This window comes from Frankia sp. Mgl5 (genome assembly GCF_023242985.1).
GTDB lineage: Bacteria > Actinomycetota > Actinomycetes > Frankiales > Frankiaceae > Parafrankia > Parafrankia soli.
This window is the reverse complement of record NZ_JALKFY010000854.1, coordinates 26,350-49,627: the sequence shown is the minus strand read 5'-3', so window position 1 is coordinate 49,627 and position 23,278 is coordinate 26,350. Positions and strand designations below refer to the sequence as shown.

General features: G+C 73.5%; 16 protein-coding genes. 5 read left to right on the top strand and 11 right to left on the bottom strand.

The annotated features are described in order from the left end of the window. Positions 1–56: 56 nt before the first annotated feature. Positions 57–707: an aminodeoxychorismate/anthranilate synthase component II gene (locus MXD62_RS38430; protein WP_248834251.1), complete on the bottom strand. Its 651-nt coding sequence runs from the start codon at positions 705–707 to the stop codon at positions 57–59. A gap of 140 nt (positions 708–847) precedes the next feature. Continuing rightward, positions 848–1,621: a DUF881 domain-containing protein gene (locus MXD62_RS38425; protein ID WP_248834250.1), complete on the bottom strand. Its 774-nt coding sequence runs from the start codon at positions 1,619–1,621 to the stop codon at positions 848–850. 340 nt (positions 1,622–1,961) lie between these two features. Between MXD62_RS38425 and MXD62_RS38420 the strand changes: the two genes are divergently transcribed. Continuing rightward, positions 1,962–2,228, top strand: coding sequence for a cell division protein CrgA (locus MXD62_RS38420; RefSeq protein ID WP_012157575.1), 267 nt, complete (start codon positions 1,962–1,964; stop codon positions 2,226–2,228). Positions 2,229–2,405: 177 nt separating this feature from the next. Here the strand turns inward: MXD62_RS38420 and MXD62_RS38415 are convergent, their stop codons facing one another. The 3 genes from MXD62_RS38415 to MXD62_RS38405 form a co-directional block, all read right to left on the bottom strand. Beyond that, entirely contained in the window at positions 2,406–4,313 is a 1,908-nt protein-coding gene (locus MXD62_RS38415) for a glycoside hydrolase family 15 protein (RefSeq protein ID WP_248834210.1), read from the bottom strand. 172 nt (positions 4,314–4,485) lie between these two features. Further along, positions 4,486–5,403, bottom strand: a complete 918-nt coding sequence (locus MXD62_RS38410) for a PIG-L deacetylase family protein (RefSeq protein WP_248834209.1) — start codon at positions 5,401–5,403, stop codon at positions 4,486–4,488. Next, entirely contained in the window at positions 5,400–6,647 is a 1,248-nt protein-coding gene (locus MXD62_RS38405; RefSeq protein WP_248834208.1) for a class I SAM-dependent methyltransferase, read from the bottom strand. The genes MXD62_RS38410 and MXD62_RS38405 overlap by 4 nt, the downstream gene beginning before the upstream one ends. Before the next feature lie 228 nt (positions 6,648–6,875). Here MXD62_RS38405 and MXD62_RS38400 point away from each other — a divergent pair, with 228 nt between their 5' ends. Continuing rightward, entirely contained in the window at positions 6,876–9,977 is a 3,102-nt protein-coding gene (locus tag MXD62_RS38400) for a BTAD domain-containing putative transcriptional regulator (RefSeq protein ID WP_248834207.1), read from the top strand. A gap of 5 nt (positions 9,978–9,982) precedes the next feature. Then, positions 9,983–10,435, top strand: a complete 453-nt coding sequence (locus tag MXD62_RS38395) for a PH domain-containing protein (RefSeq protein WP_248834206.1) — start codon at positions 9,983–9,985, stop codon at positions 10,433–10,435. A gap of 23 nt (positions 10,436–10,458) precedes the next feature. On the opposite strand, the gene MXD62_RS38390 is transcribed toward MXD62_RS38395, so the two are convergent. Together MXD62_RS38390 and MXD62_RS38385 are read right to left on the bottom strand one after the other, a co-directional pair. After that, a complete protein-coding gene (locus tag MXD62_RS38390; RefSeq protein WP_248834205.1) occupies positions 10,459–11,589 on the bottom strand; it encodes a rhomboid family intramembrane serine protease in 1,131 nt (376 codons plus the stop codon). A 78-nt stretch (positions 11,590–11,667) separates the two neighbouring features. Next, entirely contained in the window at positions 11,668–12,195 is a 528-nt protein-coding gene (locus MXD62_RS38385; protein ID WP_012157568.1) for a peptidylprolyl isomerase, read from the bottom strand. Positions 12,196–12,611: 416 nt separating this feature from the next. Between MXD62_RS38385 and MXD62_RS38380 the strand changes: the two genes are divergently transcribed. Continuing rightward, complete coding sequence (locus tag MXD62_RS38380; protein WP_071063995.1) at positions 12,612–13,334, top strand: hypothetical protein; 723 nt, start codon at positions 12,612–12,614, stop codon at positions 13,332–13,334. 103 nt (positions 13,335–13,437) lie between these two features. Here the strand turns inward: MXD62_RS38380 and MXD62_RS38375 are convergent, their stop codons facing one another. The 3 genes from MXD62_RS38375 to MXD62_RS38365 form a co-directional block, all read right to left on the bottom strand. After that, positions 13,438–14,961 (bottom strand): DHA2 family efflux MFS transporter permease subunit, encoded by a 1,524-nt coding sequence (locus tag MXD62_RS38375; protein ID WP_285224323.1) that lies wholly within the window; start codon positions 14,959–14,961, stop codon positions 13,438–13,440. A gap of 81 nt (positions 14,962–15,042) precedes the next feature. Beyond that, entirely contained in the window at positions 15,043–16,845 is a 1,803-nt protein-coding gene (locus MXD62_RS38370; RefSeq protein ID WP_248834249.1) for a GMC family oxidoreductase, read from the bottom strand. Positions 16,846–16,924: 79 nt separating this feature from the next. After that, complete coding sequence (locus MXD62_RS38365; protein WP_248834203.1) at positions 16,925–19,210, bottom strand: hypothetical protein; 2,286 nt, start codon at positions 19,208–19,210, stop codon at positions 16,925–16,927. Positions 19,211–20,160: 950 nt separating this feature from the next. Between MXD62_RS38365 and MXD62_RS38360 the strand changes: the two genes are divergently transcribed. Beyond that, positions 20,161–21,306 carry a universal stress protein gene (locus MXD62_RS38360; RefSeq protein ID WP_248834202.1) on the top strand — a complete coding sequence of 382 codons (1,146 nt, stop codon included), beginning with the start codon at positions 20,161–20,163 and terminating at the stop codon, positions 21,304–21,306. A gap of 31 nt (positions 21,307–21,337) precedes the next feature. Here the strand turns inward: MXD62_RS38360 and MXD62_RS38355 are convergent, their stop codons facing one another. Beyond that, positions 21,338–23,143, bottom strand: a complete 1,806-nt coding sequence (locus MXD62_RS38355; protein ID WP_248834201.1) for a C2 family cysteine protease — start codon at positions 23,141–23,143, stop codon at positions 21,338–21,340. Positions 23,144–23,278: the final 135 nt, after the last annotated feature.

The following is a 23,278-nucleotide window of genomic DNA, read 5'->3' as shown; positions in this document are numbered from 1 at the left end:
GCTGGCCACCCGCCCGCCCAGCCAGCCGCGAGGGCGGGTGGGGCCGGCGGGGAGGATCAGGCGAAGGCGGCCAGGCGGAGGGTCTCGACCTCGGCCGCCAAGGCGGGGGCGAGGCGCATGGCCGCGCCCCCGTCACCGCAGGTCTCCAGCCAGCGGGCGAGCATCAGGTGCCCGCCCTGGGTCAGCACCGACTCGGGGTGGAACTGGACGCCCTCCAGCGGCAGCTCGCGGTGCCGCATCGCCATGACCACGCCGCTGTCGGTGCGCGCGGTCACCTCGATCTCCGCCGGCAGCGTGCTCTCCTCGACCGCCAGCGAGTGGTAGCGGGTGGCGGTGAACGGCGAGGGCAGGTCCGCGAGCACGCCGACGCCCTCGTGGTGGACCACCGAGGTCTTGCCGTGCAGCAGCTCGGGCGCCCGGTCGACCGTGGCCCCGTGGGCGACCCCGAGTGCCTGGTGGCCCAGGCACACGCCGAACAGCGGCAGCCGGCGCGCCGCGCAGGCATGCACCATCGCGATGCTGACCCCGGCCGCCTCGGGGGTGCCCGGCCCCGGCGAGAGCAGGACGCCGTCGGCCCCCAGCTCGTCGAGGTCGCCCGGGTCGACCTCGTCGTTGCGGCGCACCACACACTCGGTGTCGAGCTGGCCCAGGTACTGCACCAGGTTGAACACGAACGAGTCGTAGTTGTCGACGACCAGGATCCGCATCGGGCCTCCCCGGAGCACGGCACCCGGTGAGGTCATCCGCCCGGGCGGGGAGCCGGACACCGGGCGCGGCGCGCCCTCGGGTACTGGCTCCATCCTGCCTGACCCCACGGGACAACCGAAACGACCACTCGATCAGATGATCACTGGCCGCCGGGCGCCGACGGGGTGCCGGACGCGGGCCGGGCCACCGCCCCGGACCCCGCCAGCAGGCTCCCGGCGTACGCGGGCAGGACGACGTCCGTGCCGGACGTCACCTGGTACCCCAGACCGTAGGCGTCGACGTACTCCCGGTAGAGCAGGACGCCGGGGTCGGTGTCCAGCGCGGCCCGCAGCACGTCGGGGTCACCGATCGCGCTGATCCGGAACGGGGGTGAGTACACCTGCCCTTCCAGCAGCAGCGTGTTCCCCACGCACCGCACGGCCGTCCGCGGGGTCACCCGGTGATCCATGATGGCCATGGCCTCGGCACCACCGGCCCACAGCGCGTTCACGACCGCCTGGACGTCCTGCTGGTGCACGACGAGGTCGTTCGGGCCGGGCGGGGGGACGCCGGGGGGCAGCGACCGGCCCCGGCTCTCCCGCGGCGCGTCGTCCAGCTCGACCGTGACCGCCGGCCCGCGCATCGCGGTGAGCCCCACCTGGGCCGCGAGCGCGGCACGACGGTCGAGCGGATCACCCACCTCCGGCTTGGGAAGTGTGGGCGTCGCGGCCGGCGCGGCCGGGGCGGCCGACGATGCCGGGTTCGCCGCCAGCGCCTCGCGCTCGGTCTGGAGCCGGTCGACTTCCGCGTCCGCCCGGCGGCGGTCCTGGGCTACCAGCCCGGCGACGCTGACGACCCCGGCGCCCCCGACGCGCCCGCCCGCCGATGGCCGCACGGCCGCCGCGGTGAGCAGCGCGGCGCAGGCCACGACCAGGCCGACCAGCGCGATCCGCCAGCCCGTGGCCCGCCGCCGCGCCGCCGGCGTGGACGCCGGCCCCTCTGTCTCGTCCGTCTCGTCCGTCGTGCTTCCGGCCTTCCGTGCCGGGCCACCGCCGGGCAGGGCCCGGGTGCCGCGATCGTCCCCCGCCGCAGGCTACGCCGCGGACCACGCTCCGCTGCCAGGGCGGTCACTCGCGGCGCGCCGGGGCGCGGCGGGAGCGCCCGTCACCACGTCCGTGGCGGTGCACTGTCTACGCTGGTGGTGAACATTTGGACGGTGCCGGCCCGGCGGCCTGGTCGGCGCACCGTGAGAACCTGGTCACGAGGAGCCCGCAGTGCCCGAATCCCGACGCCGGAAGCCGAAGAAGACCACGGTGGCGGCCCCGCAGACCAGCACGCGCGCACCGAAGCGCAGGCCGCCGTCACCGCCATGGTTCGGCGGCATGATCCTGGCGTTCTTCCTGATCGGCATCGCCTACCTGCTCGTGTACTACTTCTCGAACGGCGGCGTGCTGGGAATGGAGAGCCTCGGCGGCTGGAACATCCTGATCGGCTTCGGTTTTGTCGTCGTGGGCCTCGCCGTGTCCACCCAGTGGCGCTGACCGGCCGGTTTCAGGCACCCCGACACGGGTGGGACTTGCACAGCTGTCATTCATCCACAACCGTTGTCCACAATGTGGATATCTGGGTTCTGAACCCCCATCCGGGTGGTTGTGTGCCCGGTGCCCGGTGCCCGGTGCCGCGCGCCGGAGCCGGGCGGCGCCTCAGCGCCCCGGCGGCTAGGAGCGGGTGAAGGACTCCCCGGACTCGGCCCGGATCACGTACATGACCGCGTTGATCAGCGCCAGGTGGGTGAAGGCCTGCGGGAAGTTGCCCAGGTGCCGACCGTCGGCCGGATCGATCTCCTCGGCGTAGAGGTCCAGCGGGCTGGCCAGGCTCAGCAGCCGCTCGCACAGCTGCCGGGCCCGGGTGAGCTCACCGATCTCCACCAGCGCGGAGACGAGCCAGAACGAGCAGATGAGGAAAGCGCCCTCCTCACCCTCGACCCCGTCGTCGGTCTCGTCCGTCCGGTAGCGCAGCACCAGGCCGTCCACCGTCAACTCGTCGGCGATGGCGAGCACGGTCGCCTTCACCCGGTCGTCCGTCGACGGCAGGAAACCCAGCAGCGGCATCAGCAGCACCGAGGCGTCCAGCGACGTCGAGCCGTAGTACTGGGTGAAGACACCGCGGTGGTCGACGCCGTTCGCGAGCACGTCGGCGTGGATCTCGTCGGCGATGTCGTCCCAGCGGCCCGCGGTTCGCAGGTCACCGCGCATCTGCGCGAGGCGGCGCCCCCGGTCCAGCGCGACCCAGCAGAACATCTTCGACGAGGTGAAGTGCCGCGGCTCGCCCCGGACCTCCCACATGCCGCGGTCCGTCTCCCGCCAGTGCGCGGCCGCCGCCTCCACCAGCCGGACCAGCACCGGCCACAGCCGCTCCGAGAGATAGTCCCGCGACCGGGTGTGCAGGTAGACCGAGTCGAGAACGGCCCCCCACACGTCATGCTGGCGCTGCTTCGCCGCCTCGTTACCGACCCGCACCGGGACGGCGCCGTCATAGCCGGACAGATGCCCGAGAATCTCCTCGTCGATCTTCGGCTCGCCACCGACCCGGTACATCACCTGGATGTCGTCGGCGTGCTCGGCGACGTCCGCGATGAAGGAGAAGAAGTCGTTGGCCTCGTAGTCGAGCCCGAGGGTGTACAGGCCCCACAGGGCGAACGTGGAGTCCCGGATCCAGCTGTAGCGGTAGTCCCAGTTGCGCTCGCCCTGCGGCGTCTCCGGCAGCGAGGTGGTCGCGGCGGCGAGCAGCGCCCCGGTCGGGGCGTAGGTGAGGCCCTTGAGCGCCAGTGCGCTGCGCTGCAGGTGCCGGCGCCACGGATGGTCGGGGAACCGCCCGCGCGAAAGCCACTGCCGCCAGAACTCGGTGGTGCTCTCGACGGCGGCGCAGGCCGCTGGGTAGCTGGTGGGCAGCAGCGGGTCCTCGGCCCGCCAGGTCATGGCCACGAAGGCAGTGTCACCCTCCCGCAGGGTCGTCCTGGCCAGCGCGCGGCGGCCGTCGAACCCGAGCCGCAGGTCGGTGCGCAGCCGCAGCGAGACGTCCGCGGGGTCCCCGCCGGGGCTGGCGTGGGTGATGATCCCGGTCGAGTAGTCCGCACCCTCGTAGCGCCAGGACGCCGGGCTGCGGCCGTAGTCGAAGTTGGGCTCGCAGACGAGGCTGAGGTCCACATCGCCGTGCTCGCAGCGGGCCAGCCGCAGCAGCACATGGTCGGCGTCCCAGTCGCCCGGGGTGCGCCGGTGGGTCTTGGACCGCCGGTGCGTCCGGTGCCAGCGGCCGACGACCAGGCAGTCGGTGACGATCAGCCAGCCGGTGGGTGTCTGCCAGGTCGTCTCCAGGACGTTGGTGCCCGGCAGATACCGCCGGCCGGCCGGGATGAAGGTCCGGTCCGGGCCGAAGCGGAACCCACCGGCCGAGCGGTCCAGGACGGCGCCGAACACGCTCGGCGCGTCCGGGCGCGGCACGCACATCCACTCGACGTTGCCACTCGGTGCCACCAGGCAGTTCGTCTCGCAGTCGGAGAGAAACCCGTACTCGGCGATCGGCGGGAACGGGCTGCCCCCGCCACGTCGCGTCGGTGCGTGCGCCACCGCGCCCCCTTCACCCGCGCCGCTCACGCGGCGCCGTCGCGTGCGACCGGACGCCGTCACCGACGGATCAGGGCAACCGTGTCGCTACTTTAAGTAAAGTTAAGAACGCGAATGGTAGCCGTCGGGCCGTGGTGCGCAAGCCCCCCCTGCCGGGGAGTCGCCAAGGCGACAGTCAAGGTGACACCCGGCCGCGATGATCGACGAAGGCCTCCTCCGCGACCCAACCGGCGAACCGGTCCGGCCCCAGCGCCGCCAGCGCGCCCGCGGTCTGCGAGGCGTGCGCCCGCAGCGCGGCGACCTTGCGTTCCAGCAGCCGTCCAGCCAGGTTCAGCCGTACCGCGAGCGCGCCTGGCGGGACGACCGGGCCGTCGTCGCCGTCGAGGTCCGCGCCATCCACCGCGATGCCGAGGAGTTCGTCGACGTCCCTCGTCCGCTCACGGTGGTCGGTCGACGCGGCCGCGTACAGCAGGCGGGCGCCGTCCGGGGCCGCCCACGCGAACGCGGTGGTGGTCCAGGCCGAGACGGCGCGGTGGTCCGGATGGCCGGTGAACCCGTCCGGCCCGAACGTCACGACGACCGCCGGGCGGAGCTCACGGATGATTCCCGCGATCCGCTCCACCGGGCCGGCCGGGCCCGGTGGGCCGGCCGGGCCCGCCGCGACGGCCTGGGCGACCTGGGCGCAGCCGCCGTCGGGGAGTCCGAGCAGAACCTGCTCGCGCACCCCGAGGACGTCCAGCGCCTCGGCCAGCTCGGCCACCCGCAGCCGGTCGAGGGTCAGCCCCGGGGGCGAGCCGGGCGGGACCGGCCCGCCCAGCTCGCCGCGGGTGGCGGTGACGCAGACGACCCTGGCGCCGAGATGCGCGGCGGTGGCCATCAGCGCCCCGGAGAGGTAGGTCTCGTCGTCCGGGTGCGCCCAGACGCCGAGCAACGCTCCCGGGGACGGCGCCCCCGCCCGTGCGGTCGCCGGGGGTGCCACCGCGGCGCGGCCCGCGGTGAGGAGATCTAGGACCACCGCCGCCGCCTCGGGATCGACCGGAGCGGCGGCCTCCGTCGCGGCCGGCCCGGAGGTCACGACCGGCCCGGAGGTCACGACCGGGCCTCGACGACGATGTTCACCATGGTCTCGGCGGCCACCCGGACGGAGCCGAACCCCGCCGCCGTGAGGACCTCGCGCAGCCGCGCCGGCCCGGCCATGCCGCCGAGCGCGTCCGTGGCGCCGCCGTCGCCGTCGTGGCCGTGGCCGTGGCCGCCGACGTGGTCGTGGCCGTGGTCGTGCTGGGACAGCGCGTCCGGCAGGCACACCAGGGTGGAGGCGGCGTAGAAGGTCAGCCCGACGACGTCGGTGTTCTCCTGCACGCTGTCCCCCGCGCGCGGCTCGACCAGCATCAGCGTGCCGCCCGGCGCCATCGCCCGGCGGCACGCCGCGGCGGCCGCCACCGCGTCCCGGACGTGGTGGAAGGAGTCGAAGAAGCAGACGAGGTCGTACCCGTTGCCGATGTCGCCGGTTACCGGGGCGACCGAGAACGTCGTCCAGTCGGCCACCTGGGCGCGGTTGGCGGCCGTCCGCGCGGCATGGATCGACTCGGGGTGCGGGTCGACGCCGTGGAAGGTGGACATCGGGAACGCCTCCGCCATGAGCAGCGTGGAGGTGCCGTGGCCGCAGCCCACGTCGAGAACCTTCGCGCCGGCACGCAGCCGCTCGACGACCCCGTCCAGCGCGGGCAGCCACTCGCTCACCAGGCTGGCGCGGTAGAGCGGACCGAAGAACCGGTCGACACCGCTGTAGAGCCGCGGGTCGTGGGTCCCCCAGCCGATGCCGCCGCCGGTGCGGAACGCCTCAACCAGCCGGTCCGCGGCCGTGTAGAAGCCCATGAGCGACTCGTAGCCGCCGGCCGAGGCCACCGGCGAGTTCGGGTCCGCGAGCACGGCGGCCCATTCCGCGGGCAGGTGGAACCGCCCGCTCGCCGGGTCATGGCGCAGGTTGCCCGCGGCGAACTGGGACGCGAGCCACTCGCGCAGGTACCGCTCGGCGAGACCGGTCGCCGCCGCGAGCTCCGTGCTGGTGACCGGGCCGGCGGCCGCGAGGGCCGCCCACAGCCCGAGCCGGTCGCCGAGCCAGCCCAGCGCGCCCACGGTGGCGACCGCCTGGTCCTGGGCGATCTTGTAGGTGAACCGCTCGACCTCCGCGAGGTCCAGGCCCGCGGGCGGACCAGCCTCGGCGACCGCCGCTCCAGCCGTCTCGGGGGCACTCCCGGGGACGGTCCCGTCGGTGGTCCCAGGCGTTGCCTCTCGGCTCGTCTCGCCGGCCGTCGTCTCGATGGTCGTGCTCGTCATGGCTGCCTCCTCGCTGTGTCGGATGCCCGGCGAGGTGTCAGGCACCCGTCCGGACGATCCCGGTGATGAACACCTCTGAGACTGCGGTCACGGACTTGAATGGGACCTGCACGCGGGATGCGCGACGGTCCCAGCGGATGCACGGCCACCGAACGGCGGATGCACGGCCGTCCCGGTGGGCGGAAACGTCCCGGCGGGCGGAAATCGAGGGATTCGGGGGGCGACAACGTGGACGACGCGGACACGGGCGTGGAGGTCGACGTGCTCGGCCCGATGCGGCTGCGTGTCGACGGCGCCGAGGTGGACGTCCCCGGTGCACGGCGGCGGGCGTTGCTGGCCATGTTGGCGATGTCGCGGGCGCGGGTCGTCGGGGCCGGCGCGTTGATCGACGCGGTCTGGGGCGCCGACCCGCCCGCCTCGGCGGACGGCACGCTGCACAGCCATCTCTCCCGCGTCCGGGGCCATCTGGGGCCGCGGGCCGGCCGTCTCGTCCGGGACGGCGCCGGATACCGCCTGGTCCTGGGCGCGGACGCGCTCGACGCCGCCCGTGCCGAGGCGTTCGCCGCCCAGGCCCGCGCGCTGCGCCCCACCGACCCGGCCGCCGCGGCGGACCGGCTACGGCACGCCCTCGATCTGTGGCGCGGTGACGCCCTGGCGGAGTTCGGCTCCGCCGGTCCGCTCGGCGCCGAGGCGGCCCGACTCGCCCGGCTGCGGCAGACGCTCGTGGACGGCCTGCTCGACGCTCGACTGGCCTGCGGCCCGGCTGGCGCGGTGATCGGAGATGCCGAGCAGGCGGCCACCGCCGACCCGTTACGCGAGTCGGCGCTGCTGCTGTTGGTCCGCGCGCTGGCCCTGGACGGCCGGGCACCCGAGGCCCTCGCGGCGGCCCGTGACTTCCGCCGCCGGCTCGCCGACCAGACGGGCCTGGAGGCGTCGCCGGCGCTGGCCGACCTCGAACGCGCGGTCGCCCGCGGCGACCTCGCCGGCCCCGTCCCAGGCGCCATCCAGCCCGGCCCACCGGTCACGGCAGGCCAGCCGGTCACGGCCAGACCAGCAGTCACCGCGGTCACGACACCGGCACGGCGGCCGGATGACCCGGACGGCCGCGGTGCCGGGCCGGCCAGGGCGCGCGTCCCGCGCTCGCCCACCCCGCTGCTGGGCCGCGCGGAGGAACTGGACCGACTCGCGGAGCTGCTGCACCCCGACCGCTGCGTCACCGTCGTCGGCCCCGGCGGAGTGGGAAAGACCCGGCTGATGCTGGACCTGGTGCACCACGCCGCCCCGCGATGGCCGGACGGAGCCACCCTCGTCGAGCTGGCGCCCGTCCGGGACGAGGCGACCGTGCCGTTCGCGCTGGCCCAGGCCCTCGAGGTCACGACCAGGGGGGACCTGCTCCGCGCGGTCATCGACTATCTGGCGACCCGCCGGCAGATCCTGGTGATCGACAACTGCGAGCACCTCCTGGACGCCGTCCGCGACCTGGTGGGCGAGCTGCTCCGCTGGATACCGAACCTCACGGTGCTCGCGACCAGTCGTGCTCCGCTGGGAACGTCCGGGGAATGGGTGTTCCGCCTCGGGCCGCTGCCGCTACCCGACCCGGACACCGATCCCGCGGGCGCCGCCGCCGTTCAGCTGTTCCTCGACCGGGCACGCCAGGCACGGGGCGGCCGGGATCTGCCCGCGGCGGCCCTCGAGGACGCCGCGGCGATCTGCCGACGCCTGGACGGGCTGCCGCTGGCCATCGAGCTCGCCGCGAGCCGGCTGACGGCGCTGAGCCCGGCCGACCTGCGCGCACGGATGGATGCCGGGCTCGACCTCGGGCGAGGCCGGCGACCGCCCGTCGACGACGACCGCCATCACACCCTGCGCGGCACGATCGCCTGGTCCTACCGGCTACTCGACGCCCAGGCCCAGCGTCTCTTCCGCCACCTGGCGGCGGTTCCCGGCCTGTTCGACCTCTCGATCGCGGAGTCCGTCGCCGACGCCGTCACCTGCTCCGAGGGTTCCGAGCCGGCGGAGGATCCGATCGCCGCCCTCAGCACACTTGTCGACGCGTCGATGGTGGAAACGGTCACCGACCCGGCCCATCCCGATGACGGCACCGCGTTCCGCATGCTGGACAGCATCCGCGCGTTCGGCCTGGAGGCCGCTCGGGCCGCCGGGGAGCTCGAGACCGCCCAGATCCTGATCGCGGCGTGGGCCCGCGAGTTCACCCGGTCGGCGGCGGGCGGCCTGCATGGTCCGGACGGGCCGCGCTGGGGCCGGCGGATCCTGACCGCGCTGCCCGTGCTGCGTGCCTGCCGCGAGCGGATGCTGAAACACGGCGACCTGGCCGGGGCGGCCCGGATCAGCATCGATCTCGGGGAGTTCGCGGCCTGGCACAACAACGCCGAGCTGTGGGCCTGGGCCCTGGAGACCGCGGACGACCCCGGCCTCGCCGAGCTGCCCGAGGCCCCGCTGCTGTACGCCGCGGCCAGCCACGCGGCCTGGCGGGCCGGCAGTCTCGGGAAGGCCCGCGAGCTGGCCGACCGGGCCCTCGCCACCGCCGTGGACGACGCCGGTGTTGCGACCGCCCGGTACGCGCTGGGCGTGACCGACCTCTTCGCGGGCGAGTTCGCCTCATCGATCGACCACCTCGTCGCGGCGGCCGCGCTCGACGCCGACCTGGCCGCCAACGAGATGGCCGTCGCGGCGTTGGCCGCGGCCTACGGCGGCGATGCCGACCGGGCGGACGCGCTGGTCACGCGGGCACGTCAGCTCGTCGGCACGTCGGGAGGGCCGATCATCTGGTCGTTCGTCGAGTACGTCCAGGCCGAGATCCACATCCACGACGATCCCGTTACGGCGCGCCGGCACGCCGAGCGTGCCCTGGCCGCGGCCCGCGCCGGCGGCGTCACCTTCGCGGTCGGGATCTCGCTGGTCACCCTCGCCTCATCCGCGGTGCGGACGGGTGACCTGGCGACCGCGACCGCCCACTACCCGGAGGTGATCCGGCTGTGGCTGCGCACCGGTAGCTGGCCGCAGCAGTGGACCACGCTGCGCAACGTGGCGGACCTGTTCGGCCGGTTGGGGCGGGACGCCGAGGCGCTGCTGCTCTCAACGGCCGCCGACGCGGACCCGGACTCCTCCGCCGTGGTCGGAGCGGATGCCGAGCGGGTCCACAACCTGGTTGAGCAGCTGCGGGACAGGCTCGGCGCGGACGCGGTCGCGGCGATCCGGCGGCAGGCCGCCCAGCTGACCCGGCTGGAGGTCGTGGACCGCGCCCTGACCACGCTCGCCGAGCTGGAGCACCAGGGGGCCGGGACGCCCGCGCCACCTGTGGTTGGGTGAGGCGGGTGAGCACGCCCCCGGTCGACCTCTCGTGGTCGCCGCCGATCTGGCGGTGCGTGGCCTACGCCACGGGCGGCGCGGTGCTGCTCGTTGTGGCCGCCTCCGAGGACCTCGCCTGGCGGGTCGCCTCCCTCGACGGCGCGGGACGGCTGCTGGTCGGCCTGGTCGGGCTGGGCCTGGTGGCGCTCGCGGTCAACGACGCGGTGTCCCGGCCGACGCTGCGGCTCGGCCCCGACGGGATCGACTACATGGAGGGCATGCGGCGCCGGCACCTGCCGTGGGCCGCGGTGATCGGCGCGCGGTCAGGCACCCTCACCCACGGACGGCGCCTCGTTCACCTACGAACCCTGGAGATCGAGACCATCGACGGGCCCGTGCTGCTCAGCCGCCGCGCGCTGGGCACCGACCCGGAACGGGTGGCCGAGGCCGTCGAGGAACTCCGCCTCCGCCTGGGCTGACTCCCGACGGCGGCAGGGGGGCGCTAGGAGAAGGCGGTGGTCAGGTCCGCGCTCTTGATGACGGCCGCCGCGAAGAGCAGGCCGACAAGCGCCAGCACCCCGGCCGCCTGCACGACCGTTCGGCGCGGCGGGACGTAGGCGTAGAGCAGGCCGACGAGCACCCCGGCCGCCAGTCCCCCGACGTGGCCCCAGCGGTCGATGAAGGACAGCGTGAACGTGAGCGCGAAGTTGATCCCGATCAGGATCAGGATCTGCGTCGTGTCGGCACGCAGCCGCCGGGCGATCACGTAGTACGCGCCGAAAAAACCGAAGATCGCGGTGGACGCCCCGACCGAGTTCACGGACACACCGTTCACCAGGTAGCTCAGGGTGTTCCCACCGACGGCGCAGGCGACGAACAGGGCCACCAGGCGAAGCCGCCCGAGAATCGCCTCGAGCTGGTAGCCGAGCACGAACAACGCATACAGGTTCACCAGGACGTGCAGGTAGTTGACGTGCAGGAAGGCGGCGGTGAGGAGCCGGTAGTACTGGTCGTCCCACGCGAGAGACACGCCGTACAGGCGGAAGTCGGCGCTGAACTGGTTCAGGGAGCCGGAGTCGCGTGCCAGCCCGGGCAGGCCCTGCAGGACGAACGCGACGAGGCACAGGCTGATCAGAACCTGGGTGACCAGCCCGCGGCGACCGGCTCCCGGCCGGCCACCGAAGTCCGTCCGCGGCTCTCGGCGCCGCTCGGGGCGCCCGCCACCGCCGGCGCCGGACTCTTCCGGGCAGTGGAAGCCCACAGCCGCCGGGCGCATGCAGTCCGGGCAGATGGGACGCCCGCACCGCTGGCAGGTGACGTACGTCTCCCGCTCGGGATGCCGATAGCAGTGGGGCAGGCTCGGTGCTCCCGCCGGCGGTGGGGTCCACCCGGCGTGGCCGGCGGGCGGGCCGGTCTCCGGCCGCCATCCGACCTGCTCGTGCGGCGGGCCGCCCGACGCAGGGCCGCCGTTGGGAGGGCCGCCGGCGGGCGGCGGCTCGCCGGCGGCGGGCAGGGGGGACGCGGGACGCGGGATCTCGGCTTCGCCGGCACTACCGGCTCCACCGGAACCCCCGGGCGCACCAGAAGAGCCTTCCGGCGCACGGGTCGGATCACCCGCTGGCGAGTCCGTCACCGCCGGACCCGCCGCGCCGGGCACCTGCGATCATCCCGGTCGGTCGCGCGCGCCGCCCCTGCCCTCATGATCGACGCTTCAGGCCGGGCGGCGTTCGACGACGATCTCCTGAACCACCACGTCGGTCTTGGGGCGGTCCTGAGCGCCGGTCGGCGTCTTGCCGATCTTGTCGACGACGTCCGTCCCCCGGGTGACCTCGCCGAAGATCGTGTGCTTGCGGTTCAGCCAGTCGGTGGCCGCCGTGGTGATGAAGAACTGGGAGCCGTTCGTGCCCGGGCCCGCGTTCGCCATCGCGAGCAGGTACGGACGGTCGAACCGCAGGTCGGGGTGGAACTCGTCGACGAACTGGTAACCGGGGCCGCCCCGGCCGCTGCCGAGCGGGTCGCCGCCCTGGATCATGAAGTTCGGGATCACCCGGTGGAAGATCGTCCCGCTGTACAGCGGCACACCGGTCTTCTTCTCGCCGGTCGCGGGGTCGGTCCACTCCCGGGACCCGGTCGCGAGCCCGACGAAGTTCTTGACCGTCTTCGGCGCGTGATCCGGGAACAACCTGATCTCGATGTCGCCCTGAGTCGTGCGCACCGTCGCGTACAGCTCCTCGGCCATGGGGCCTCTCTTCTCTCCGTCTTTTCGGCACGTACGGCGTGTCCTGGCCCCGATCGTATGCCGCACCTCCGACCGGAACCTGGCGCGCCGCCCGCGGCCGGCTCCCGGACATCCCGACAGGCACGCCGGACGCCGCCCCGGACCCCGGGCCGTACCCGAGCGGCACCACGGTCCGCACCCACACGGGACCACCGGTAACCGTCGGTACCCGGGACAGCACAGGGCATGTGTCACAAGGGTAGGTGACACGACCCGACGTCCCGCCGCGTTGTTAGGAGCCACCGAACGGGGTACGGGACACTGCACAGATCTTGACGGCGCGTATCAACACACGCCGGTGGAGCCGTGGCCGGCCGCCGGGCGCGATCCGGCACCAGGATCGCGACAGGCCACGACGCAATAAGCGAAGGGATGCCATGAGCACGACACTCAAGGACAGGCTCGCGCACGTGACGGACGCCGCGCCGGTGAGCGGGCTCCCTGGCGCGGCGAAGAACGCGGCGGATCGCGCCGGCGCGGCGGCCTCGAAAGCCGCGTTGAAGGCCGGCAGCACCGCGGGCTCGGCGGCGCACGCCACCCGTGACGCCAGCAGCACACTCGTGCACCGGGTCTCCGACGTCTCCGGCGCCGGGGGGACGGCCGCGGGCAAGGCCGCCGGCAAGGCCGCGGGGCTCGCCGTCGGCAAGGCGTCGGCGGTGTCGGGCCGGACGGCCCGGCGGATCGAGAAGGCCCGCTCCAGCGCGGAGCTGTCGGCCGAGCGGGCGCGGATGGCGACCGAGCTCCGGTTGGAGAAGTCGCGGTCACGCAAGGCCGTCCGCTCCGAGTCGAAGGCCCGCCAGCGGGCCGACCGCGCTCAGGAGCTACTGGAGAAGCGACTGGAGAAGGCCGAGGTGAAGCTCGCCCGGGTGCACCGCCGCCGGCGGCGCGGAGTCGTGACGCTGTTCCTCATCGGCGTCGGCGCGGCCGCCGCCGTCGCGGCGCGCCGCTACCTGGCCAGCGCCGACACCGAGACGATCACGGCCGAGCCGGTCACCCCGCTGCGCTCCGACCTCGCCGACGGTGTGAGCCCGGAGGTGACCTCCGGGCTCGAGGAGATGCCCGGCGTTGACACCATGACCGAGGCTGGCCGGCGCACCTGACCGGCGCGTGGTTGCCCGGCCCTTCCTCGGGCCGGGCACCGCCTGCCGTCGGCTCAGACGCCCCGCTGGTTCCGATACCGCCGGCTCGTCCGACGCCGTCAGTTCAGACGTGGCCGGGAACGGGCTGGGATGCGCCCTCGGCTGCACCAGCCGACTCCAGCCGGCCGGCGGCCGATGTGATCATGAACAGCCCGGCGAGCATCGCTGCCAGGCACATCCCCGCCCCGACCAGGAGGGCGTCGGCGTACCCGGCGACCGAGGCCTCGATGATCGCGGCGGGCGAGGGCCTGGCCGACCCGGCGGCGCTGGCCGCGTCCGCCGCGTGGTTGTTCGCCACCGTGCTGGCGACCGTGGCGAGAACCGCCAGCCCGATGGCACCGCCGACCTGCTGGGTGGTGTTCAGCAGACCGGAGGGCAGGCCGGCGTCCGCCGCGTCCACGCCGGCAACCGCGACGGCGGTGAGCGGGACGAACGAGATCCCGACCCCGAAGCCGAACAGCACCGTCGCGGGCAGCAGCAACGTGGGGTAGGACGAGTCCGCCGACAGGGTCGAGAGCCAGAAGAGCGCCCCCGCCGCGATCAGCGGGCCGATCACCAGCAGCGGCTTCGCCCCGAACCGGCCGAGCACCTGGCCGGAGACTCCCGCCGCCACCATGATCGCGATACTGACGGGCAGGAAGGCGAAGCCCGTCTGGAGCGGGCTGTAGCCGAGCACGCCCTGCACGAACAGGGTGAGGAAGTAGAAGACGCCGAACATCGCCGCGGCGACGGCGAGAATGATCAGATTGGCGCCGCCGCGATCCCGGTTCCGGAACAGCCACAGCGGAACCAGCGGCTCGCGGCACATCGCCTCCCGGAGGAGGAAGAGCCCCAGGAGCGCGACCCCGCCGATCAGGCAGAGCAGAGTCAGCGCGTCCGACCATCCGTGGGTGGTCGTCCTGGTCAGGCCGTAGACGCCGACCGTCACACCGGCGGTGACCCCGACCGCGCCGGGGAGGTCGAACGTTCCCGTCCGCCGGGGTGCCTCGGTCAGGACCCGCGGCGCCAGCAGGGTCACGAGCAGGCCGATCGGCGCGTTCACGAACAGGACGAAGCGCCAGGACAGCAGGTCGGTGAGGATGCCGCCGAGGATCAGCCCGATCGCGGCGCCCGATCCGGACATCGCGGCGTAGATGCCGAACGCCCGGTTCCGTTGCTGGCCCTCCGGGAAGGTGGTCGTCACCAGCGACAGTGCCGCCGGTGCCGCGATCGCGCCGCCGACCCCCTGCACGACCCGGGCGACGTAGAGGAAGGCCGGGGTCGTCGCGAACCCGCCCACCAGCGACGCCAGGGCGAACAGCAGGACACCGACCACGAACATCCGGCGGCGGCCCAGAATGTCGCCCGCCCGGGCGCCGAGCATCAGCAGGCCACCGAACGCGAGGGTGTAGGCGTTCAGGACCCAGGGCAGGTCGACCTCGCTGATCCCGAGATCGTCACGCATGCTCGGCAGCGCGACGTTCACGATCGTCGCATCGAGAACGATCATCAACTGTGCCCCACAGATGACCAACAGGGTGAGACCGAACCGCCCCGACGTGCCAACCTGCGGCTGTGGTGTTGTTCCTGCGTCGGGTGGAGTCGACATGCCTGGGAACATAACCGGGGCCGCCGACGGAATTCGGCCACGAGACTGCCGCCAGCCATACTCCAGGAAATGTGACTCTGATCACATCTTGCGAGGAGTCTCCCGGCCACCGTCAGCTACCGCATCCCGGGGAAGATCCTTATTCGTGCTGGTCAGGGCACTTATTTCATAATGTCCCGGTGCGTCCGCGGGCACCGCCGGGTTCCGCGGTACCGCCGGCGCGATCCGCCGGTACGCCGCGCCCACCGGCGGGCGGGGGTCGGTGTCACCCCGGTTCGGCCAGAAGGCCATCGCCCGCTCCGCCATCGCCGTGATCGTCAGCGAGGGGTTCACTCCGAGGTTCGCCGGTACCGCCGAGCCGTCCACAACGTGCAGGCCGGGATGGCCGAAAACCCGGTGATACGGGTCGATCACGCCCCGGGCGGGATCAGCGGCCAGGACCGCCCCGCCGAGGATGTGCGCCGTCAGCGGGATGTCGGCCAGCTCGGTGATCGCGCCTCCCGGATGCCCGCCCAGCCGCTCCGCAACCAGCCGCGCCGCCTGGTTGCCCTCCGGTATCCAGGTCGGGTTGGACTCCCCGTGGCCAGCGTGGCTCGTCAGCCAGGACGTCCCGAACGGCCCGCGGCGCCGGCTGACGGTGAGCGAGTTGTCCCGGGACTGCATGACAAGAGCGATCATGGTTCGCTCCGACCACCGCCACGGCAGGGCGAGCAGCGTGAGATACGGGCGGCGGGCCAGCAGCAGCAGGTGCTTCGCCCAGCGTGGCAGGGAGCCGCCGCCGTCGGTCATGGCGCTCGACAGGAACGCCATGAGGTTGCTGCCCCGGCCGTACCGGACAGGTTCCACGTGCGTGTGATCGTTCGGGTAGAAGGACGACGTTATGGCCACCCCCCGGGTGATCCGCTCATCCGGCCGCAGCCGGGTCGCGCCCAGGATCGCCTCGGAGTTCGTCCTGGTCAGGTGGCCGACCCGGTCGGAGATGCCGGGCAGGTGCCCCTGTTCGCGCATGCCGAGCAGGAGGCGCTGGGTTCCCAGGGCGCCCGCGGCGAACACGACCTGGCGGGCCGTCCAGCGCCGCGCGTCCCGCCGCCGGCTGCCGGTGCGCACCGTCTCGACCTCGTAGCCACCGCGCCCGTCGGGGCGCACCGAGCGCACGGTCGTGTCCGCCACGATGCGGGCGCCCAGCCCTTCGGCCAGGTGGAGGTAGTTGTGGTCCAGGGTGTTCTTCGCGCCGCGCCGGCATCCCGTCATGCACTCGCCGCACTCGACGCAGCCCGTCCGGGCCGGGCCGGCGCCGCCGAAGTAGGGATCGGGAACCGTCACCCCCGGCTCGCGCTGGCCGTCGCGGCCGAAGAACACGCCGACGTCGGTCAGACGGAAGGTGTCCCCGACGCCCATATCCCGTGCGACGTCCCGGAAGACCTCGTCCGCCATGGTCATCGACGGGTTCCGGGTGGAGCCGAGCATGCGCTCGGCCTGGCCGTAGAACGGCCCGAGCTCGGCACGCCAGTCGGTGATGTCCGCCCACTGGGGATCGTCGTAGAAACCGTCCATGGGCCGGTACAGCGTGTTCGCGTAGACGACCGATCCACCGCCGACCGCTGCTCCGGAGAGCACCAGCACCCGCCCGAGCAGGGTGATCTTCTGGATCCCGTGGCATCCGAGCCGCGGCAGCCACAGGTACCTGCGGATGTCCCAGCTCGTCTTCGGCAGTGTCTCCGGGGTGAACCGGCGGCCGGCCTCGACGACCGTGACGCGGTAGCCCTTCTCGGCCAGGCGGAGCGCGGTCACGCTGCCTCCGAACCCGCTGCCGATCACCAGGACGTCGCAGTCGTCCCGAGGCTCGATGTCCGCGCCCGACCGCTCGGTCTCGTCGCCGCCCATGTGCCCCATCATGCCGCCAGGCGTTCAGGTGCGCCGGGGCGCCGGGAACGGAGCGTGACGGACGACCATCGCGCTCTACTCAATCTTCCGTGAGCGGCTCCGCTTCCTGGCTCGTACCGTTCTGCACGCCCGCGGTGCCCGGCGAGGTCTGGGCCGATGAGCCCTCAGCAACCGAGTCACCGGCCGCCGAGTCACCAGGCTCCGAGTCACCGGCCGCTGAGATACCGGCCGTCTGGAGTCGCTTCGCCTCCTCGTTGCGTCGGGCCTCCTCCGCTCCAGCGGCCGCCGCCGCCGCGATCGCGGCGAGATCCGGTGGCGGGGGCGGCGGGGGCTGCGCGGCAGGCGACTGCTCCACCGGGCCCGCCCGATTCACCTGACTAGCCGATTTAGCCGAACTCGCCTGGTTCGCCACGATGCCCGAGGCCGAGGCCGAGGCCGGACGGGCCGGCGGCGCCGGAGGGTTCGCGGCGGGGGAACGCCCGGGCCGCGCCGAGCCCGTCTTCGTCGCGGCGCCGGTGGTGACCGCCGCGACCGGACCAGCCGGTGGCGGCCCGGCGGCCCGCACCGGGGTGGATGTTCTCGCGGACGCCCCCGCCGCGGACGGCCCAGGCTCCGACGGCGGTGCCGGTCGCGGCGGACGCTCCGGGGCGGCCCGCCAGCCCAGGCAGGACTTGCAGCCACACTCGGTCACGCCCAACGGCAGCCGGTCCATCCGCCACCGGATGTTGTCGGCCACATCGTCGCCGTTCACCCAGACACCGTTGGCGACGAAGTTGACCAGGTGAGTGGCCAACTCCACCGGAGCCCAGTCGCCTTCGGAGAGAACCTCGTAGACCCGCCTGTCCAGCTCCGCGAAGTCCTCGACCTGGCAGCGCAGCATCTTCGCGAGGATTTCGATCACCTGGCGGGTTGCCATCCGGATCTCGTCCACGACAGGTGACTCGACCGGTTCCGGCTCGGGTTCCGGCTCGGGTTCCGGCTCCGCGGCCTGCGGCTGCGATTCAGGCGACGGTGCCTCGGCGGTCGGCGGAGTCGTAGCCGGCGGAGTCGTAGCCGGGGCGGGCGCGGGCGGCTGAGGCGCGGGCACCGTCGGCTGAGACGCGGGCGCGGTCGGCGCAGGCGGCTGAGACGCGGGCGCGATCGGCCCGGGCGCCGTCGGCTGAGGCGCGGGCACGGGCGGTGCAGATGTGATCGGCGGCTCGGCGCTCGTCGCGACCCCGCGGAGGGAGGCCTCCGGCGCCCAGGCCGCACCGGCTACCCGCTCGCTCACGGGGACGATCGGCCGCGGCCCGAGCGAACGGCCCGAGGCCGCCGATGCCGAGATGACCGACGCGGACGCCGACTGCGCGGACGCGGACTGCGCCGTCACAGAAGGTACAGACGATGAAGGCGCAGACGCCGACTGTGCGGACGAGGCTGACTGTGCCGTCGGAGACTGTGCCGCGCCGACGGCCCCTGTCGAGATGTCGGACACCGCGCGGACCGGGCCGCCCGCCGTTCCGGCGGCGACGTCGGAGCCCATCTGGCCGCCGCCGAACGGCACGTAGCTCGTCTCGCCGACGGCCATCGGGCGCGCCTCGTCCACCTGCTCCGGGCCGGCCGCGGAGGCTGTGTCTCCCACGGTCACCGGCGCCACCGAGGACGCGGCCGCGATCACGTCCGTGACCGCCGACGGGGGGAGCGTGCGCGGCTTGCGCCGCACCCGGACAACCCCGCGGCCGCCCGCGCTGTACGTCGCGCGCTTGCGGCGGCGGACGAGCGCCGGCCGCTCCAGGGTTCCGGAGGTGAGGCACCCGAAGCCCCGGCCGGGCTCCGACGGCCCGCCCGGTGCCGGGGGGGTCGTGAGCATGCGATCCGACGACGTCACCGCGGCGAGGCCGGGGGTGCGGCGGGCCGGCGCGGCGGTCGCGCCAACCAGCTCCGTGTCACGCTGCTCGGCCCGCTGCTCGACGTCCTCGCCGGCAAGCCGGTAGCCGCCCGCACGCGCGACCGCGACGGGCACGCTCAGCAGGTACCGCGCCGGCCGGCCAGCCGCGGGCCGGGTGATCGTCACGAGCCAGCCGTTCGCCCGCAGCAGCGACAGCTGCCGCTGCACGTGGGTACGGCTGAAGTTCGTCTGCTCGCAGAGCAGCGACAGGCCGGGCGAGGTGACGTAGGCACCGCTCGGCGCCGGCCGGTCCGCCGGGGCGCAGTGCGTACAGATCGTGAAGGCGACGAGCTTCATCGCGGGCGTGACGCCCGACTTGACGTTCAGGAGAGCGTCGTGCCAGTCCGCCGTGCTCGCGACCGGGACACCTCGATCGGGAGTACTGACCATCACTAGGGCGCCAGGAATGACTAACTGGGTCATGGTGTCGGAAGCCACGTTCCTCCTTCCCTCAGATGGCGGGCGTCTCCCGGTGCCGGAGGCCGCCGCCCCCGCGGCTCCTCCGCTCGCGACCGACCGGTCACGGGTACGCAGCCGCCGACTGGCGCGTTCGATGGTCTTTGGTATCAGTCGTGGAGGCCGTCCGGTGATGCTGAGATCGCGTTGTTGTGCGGTCTCGTAGTTGTCCGATCGCTTTATCGGGCTTTTAGTCAGGAACTCGGGGCGCGCGCTCCCGGGGGCACGGCGCTCACCCCCGGAGCGCGCAGGTTGTCGAATGCACCTTTGTCATCTGAGCCGGGCCGCTCCGGCAGCACCCGGAACCCCGGCGGGGAGACAACGATACGCGGGCCTTCGTCCGCTCACGTACGTTACTCCGCCCCCCGCGGCGACGCGCCGGGGCCGACCACCGCCCACCCACGTCCAGAACACAGCCCCCTCACCGCATCGTGTGACCGCGAAGTCACCGGGTGCTCCAACCATCGGCGGTGACCTCGATGCGCGGACGCAGAGCATACAAAGAGCGCACACCGGCCGGGGAGGGAATCATCCGTGACAGTCCGGAATGATCGGCACCACCCGGTTGGGCCCGCCGGCTCCGAGCCAGACTGCGCACAGCGAGGCCACGCTCCGACCACGGCGCATGATTCGATCGAATTTTCTCTGCTGCGCCGAGGTCAAAAACCTCTCGCGAATCACAACGTTGAGGATCTTTATTCGCAATCATCGGCACACATCAGAGTCGAGCTCAACCCAAAAAAGCGACAACTGATTGATGTCACAGCGGTGTCCGGCCGCCCGCCACCCCCACCCGGCAACAACGATCTGCTCGCCAGACAGCTCGGGTTCCCGCTCGGCGAGCCGGGTAGGTCCGCTCCGACGGCACATCCCGCCGCCGTCGCCGAGGCGCGACCCGGGACGGGCAGATCGCGCCGAGCAGGAGGACAACGATGACCGACGGCGCCCTGACCAGCACGCAGGCGGACCGGACCCCGGAACGAACCGGCGCGCCGGCGACCGAGCCGCACAGCGGACCTACGGTGGGCACAGCAGCCGACATCGTGGTCGGGATCGACGGATCCCCCGGCTCCGCGGCCGCGTTGACCTGGGCGGTCACCGAGGCCGGCCGGCGCGGCCTGCGGGTGCGCGCCGTCCTCGGGTCCTGCGCCGACGAGCAGCCCACCGCCGTACGCAGGTCCGCCGACGCGATCGCCGGGCCGCACGACGAGGCCACCTTGGCCTTCGCGGCCAGCCACCTCCTGCATGAGACGATCGGTGCCGCCCCCATCCCCGCGGGACTCGAGGTCCTCGAGGAGGTGGTGGACGCTCCTGGCGCCGAGGCCCTGCTCACCGCCGGCCGGGACGCCGCCATGATTGTCGTCGGAGCACGCGGGCGCGGGCTCCTGCACCGCCTGCGGCTCGGATCGGTGAGTACGTCCGTGGCCGTCCATTCCCCCGTGCCAGTGGTCGTCGCGCGACTCCCCCGTTCGGGGGATGCCGGCGAGCCCGATGCGGACGGCCTCGCCGGTGCCGGGCCGGTCGCCGACGGGCGACTGAGCCCCACGAGCGCACCGGGGCAGGGCACGCCGCACCGGCGGCCGGTGGTCGTCGGGGTCGACGGCTCACCCAACTCGCTGGCCGCGCTGCGGTGGGCCGCGGTCACGGCGGCACTGCGTGGGGCACCGCTGCATGTCATCCACAGTTGGCTCGCCGCAGTCCCCCTCCCGCTCGCCGAGACGTCCGGGGAGATCGTGCAGGCGCTCGAAGGCCAGGCGCGGGCCGTGCTGGACGAGTCCATCGAACAGGTCCTCGGCCCGATCCCCGGCGGCGAGCCAGGGAAGCCCGCCGAGCCGGGCGGTACGGAGCCCGCCGTGCTCCGGCTCGCCGCTCCGGCGCCCGGCTCCGGGGAGATCGACGTCTGCCGTCAGCTGATACCCGCCTCTGCCACCCGGGCCCTCCTCGAGGCCAGCCACGACGCCGACCTGCTGGTCGTCGGAGCCCGGGGCAAGGGCGGATTCGCCGAGCTCCTCCTGGGCTCGGTCAGCCACCAGACGATGCTGCACTCCGCCGCCCCCGTCGCGATCATCCGGGCCTGACGCCTGACGCCTGACGCCCGGAGAAGGTCGCTCAACGAGGCGGCGGACCGCGGCCGGTCGAAGCCCACTGGACGCCTGCCAGCGCCGGCTTCAGGCCGTCCCAGTCGCGCCAGTCCAGCCGGTTGTCGGTGCCGGTCTGATCCCACGGGTTGCGGAGGAGGACCTGCCTCGTCCGCGCGTCCGCCTTCAGTACCGCGTAGGCGTGGTTGGGCACCAGCCCGCAACCCGGCGGCGGGTCCGAACGCGTCACGACGGTCACCACCCCACCGGCTGCCAGCCTGGCGGCGAGCTCGTCGACACCCACGGCGGACGGCGGGCGGCGGACCGCGGTTGTGCCGGTCAGGTACTCCATCGCGGTGGCGGGGTCACCGCCCTCGAGACGCGCGTAACTGCCGGCCATCCGCGCACAGGCCTTCTCGTAGAGCGCGGCCCAGAGCTCCGGCTCGCCCGCGGCGTTGTCCGCGTCCGCGGCGATCTCCTGCCCGGCCTCCGCCCGGGCAGGCAGGCTTCTGGTGACCGTGACCGGGACCGCGCCGGTAGGAAGGTGGACGGTGACGCTGACCGTCCCGTTCGGGTTCTCCCGCAGATTGCGGCGCAGCAGCCCCGGATCGGCCTGCGCGATACCGATGAGCGCGGCCAGGAGGTAGCAGTCCCCCACCGTGCCCTGGCCGACGTCCGACGGGGTGACACCGCTCGCCCAGACCGGATCGCGACCGTGGTCGCGCATCGTCAGGTCGCCGGTGGACGGCGGATGCCCCACGGTGTACGCCCACGGCCGGTACCGCCCGCCCATGGACGGTTCGAGACCGGGGAACAGCCGCGCGATCTCGGCCACCATCGACGCCGGCGCCCCGCGCAGGAGCAGGTCACCAAGGGAGAGGACGGCCGGCAGGAGGCCCAGCGTGCGCAGCTCCACCCGGGTCGGCGCGATACGGACCGCGGCGGCGAGCACCTCCAGCGGGCGCCCCCGCAGCCCGCCGATGACCGCCCGCAGCTCGGCCGGGCCGAGCCGGCCCAGCCGGGTGGACAGCTCGCTCAGCTCACGCGGATCGAGGCGGAACGGGTCCGCGCCGATCGACGCGGTCAGCTCGGCCACGGTGCGCGCTGTGTCCGCGCCCGCCGACCGCGGTTCGGTGAGCCGGGCGGCGTGCTGCATCTCGGGACCCGGCGCCCGCTCCACGGCCGGAGCGGATGTCGCAAACCCGCCGGACCCGCCGAACCCGCCGAACCCGGCAGACGCGACAGACCCGCCAGACGCGGCGTAGGCCAGTCTGCCGTCGATGGCGCCGGCCATGTCGGGTGCCTCGGCCGCCACCCGGTCGAGGCCCCGACAGCACCCCTCCGCCACCAGGGCACCACCCATGTCACCGGGCGGGGCGTGCGCGACGCGCCTAACCTCGGCCGCGAGCCGGGCCGCGTCGTCCGCGGCACGCCGGAGCCGGCGGGCCAGCTCCGCGAGCCGCTCCGGAGAGAAGGCAACGCCCACGACGGCCGGATGAGAGACGGGCGAGCGCGGGGCGCTCACCGCCGCCGGCCCGAGCGTCACGGCCCCCCGGGTGCCCCCAGCCGCAAGGAACTCCAGACGCACCGCCTGCTCCCGCGCCGCACGGGCGCCGGCCGCGAGCGCGGACGTCCACTCGTCGATGCGGCCATGGCAGCGGCGCTGCCAGGGTGACCGCCAGGTCTCGTCGTCGTCCAGGACGATCACCGGCGCAAGCAACGACGAGCTCTCCACCGCGACCCGGCGCAGCACCGCCGCCGCGGCGGCGACCGGAGCGCCTTCGGCCCACTGCCCTTCGATCCACTGCCCTTCGATCGACTGCCCTTTGATCGACAATAGTCACACTCCGACCACACCTGTGACACGAAACGTGATGATCAACGGTATCCGCGCTCCACCCGCGGTGGACCAGCGCGTCGGTAGAGGACAACAGACAGTTCCGCCAGCCAGAGCAGCGGCCGCAGGTCGAGG

What these genes read in the sequence shown, in the direction of transcription:
- MXD62_RS38430 (WP_248834251.1), bottom strand. Translation starts at nt 707, where the DNA reads ATGCGGATCCTGGTCGTCGACAACTACGACTCGTTCGTGTTCAACCTG.
- MXD62_RS38405 (WP_248834208.1), bottom strand. Translation starts at nt 6,647, where the DNA reads ATGACGAGCACGACCATCGAGACGACGGCCGGCGAGACGAGCCGAGAG.
- MXD62_RS38385 (WP_012157568.1), bottom strand. Translation starts at nt 12,195, where the DNA reads ATGGCCGAGGAGCTGTACGCGACGGTGCGCACGACTCAGGGCGACATC.
- MXD62_RS38380 (WP_071063995.1), top strand. Translation starts at nt 12,612, where the DNA reads ATGAGCACGACACTCAAGGACAGGCTCGCGCACGTGACGGACGCCGCG.
- MXD62_RS38375 (WP_285224323.1), bottom strand. Translation starts at nt 14,961, where the DNA reads ATGTCGACTCCACCCGACGCAGGAACAACACCACAGCCGCAGGTTGGC.
- MXD62_RS38370 (WP_248834249.1), bottom strand. Translation starts at nt 16,845, where the DNA reads ATGGGCGGCGACGAGACCGAGCGGTCGGGCGCGGACATCGAGCCTCGG.
- MXD62_RS38360 (WP_248834202.1), top strand. Translation starts at nt 20,161, where the DNA reads ATGACCGACGGCGCCCTGACCAGCACGCAGGCGGACCGGACCCCGGAA.